The sequence below is a fragment of the Microvirga sp. GN3 genome (assembly GCF_055792825.1).
On record NZ_JBVVAK010000378.1, the window covers coordinates 1 to 1,190 of the forward strand.

The 1,190-nt window shown below is 53.3% G+C and carries 1 protein-coding gene; it reads left to right on the forward strand.

The genetic code is table 11. The annotated features are described in order from the left end of the window. The first annotated feature begins 76 nt into the window (after positions 1-76). Entirely contained in the window at positions 77-883 is an 807-nt protein-coding gene (locus ACS5Q1_RS47965; protein ID WP_473104795.1) for a cadherin domain-containing protein, read from the forward strand. Positions 884-1,190 lie beyond the last annotated feature (307 nt).

Here is a 1,190-nt window from a genome sequence, read left to right on the forward strand (position 1 = left end):
TCCACCTGCCGCAGTTTCGCGACGATGTCCTCGGCCGTGTGTCTCTTCTTGCTCATTCGCTTGTCCTCCATTCGGCTTGAAAGCCATACATCAGGGAGGACCACTTCTCAGGGGGCAGGCCATCAATGATGCTCCTGATAACCTTTCCCTTACAAGCGCGGTTGTTGTTGAGAACAGTGCGTTGGGCACCGTGATTGGAAACTTGTCCGCATCCGACGTGGATAGCGCAACGCTGCACTTTTCTCTGCTCGACAATGCGGGCGGCCGCTTTGCCATCCGAGATGGACAACTGGTCGTCGCCAATCGGATGAAGCTCGACTATGAACAAGCGACCTCTTACCAAGTCGTGGTTCGGGCGAGTGACAATGCAGGTTTGGTGGCCGACAACGCTTTTTCCATCAGCATCAAGGATGTGGTGGGGGAAAGGGTCATTGGTACTGCGGAAGCTGACCTCATCAAAGGAAACCTCGGCAATGATAGGCTCTTCGGTGCGGGAGGCAACGATAGCCTCTATGGGGGCTCCGGAAACGACATCCTTAACGGCGATAAGGGCCGGGATACATTTGTCTTTGATTCCAAGCTGGAAAAGAACCGGAACGTCGATAAGATCTTGGATTTCAACGTCAAGGATGACAGTTTCCGGCTCGACAACAAGGTCTTCACTAAACTTGGAGCAGGTAGCGCAGCGAAGCCGATGAAGCTCAAGGCTGATATGTTCATTAACGGAAGAAGCGCACAGGATAAGGAGGATCGCATCATCTACGATAGCAAGCAGGGTATCCTCTACTATGATCCTGATGGCATTGGCTCCAAGGCACAGGTAAAGTTCGCCAGTTTAGCTAAAAGCCTCAAAGTGACCTATCACGACTTCTTCGTTATTTGAAAGTTCACGGGGATAGGAACGCCTGGAAGTGGTCAGCCGGTCGGACGAAGGTTTCGTCACATTTACTGACACTTGCCGCATCAAGTAGTAACCCTGCGTGCCCCAATCTCTGGTGCTGGCACGTCAGGCTGCTGCGGATCTGACAGCACGCATGACCTTCTACTGAGGTCTCGCGAGGTTCCTCTAGAGCAACGGCAGTTCTGACGGAGTCGTTGGGGCTTTGCGGCGTAGCGGCTTCGTGATTCACTTGTCTCAGCCCTCTTTCGGGGAGGAGATGAGCGATGACCAAGTCCTACTCGCTGGATCT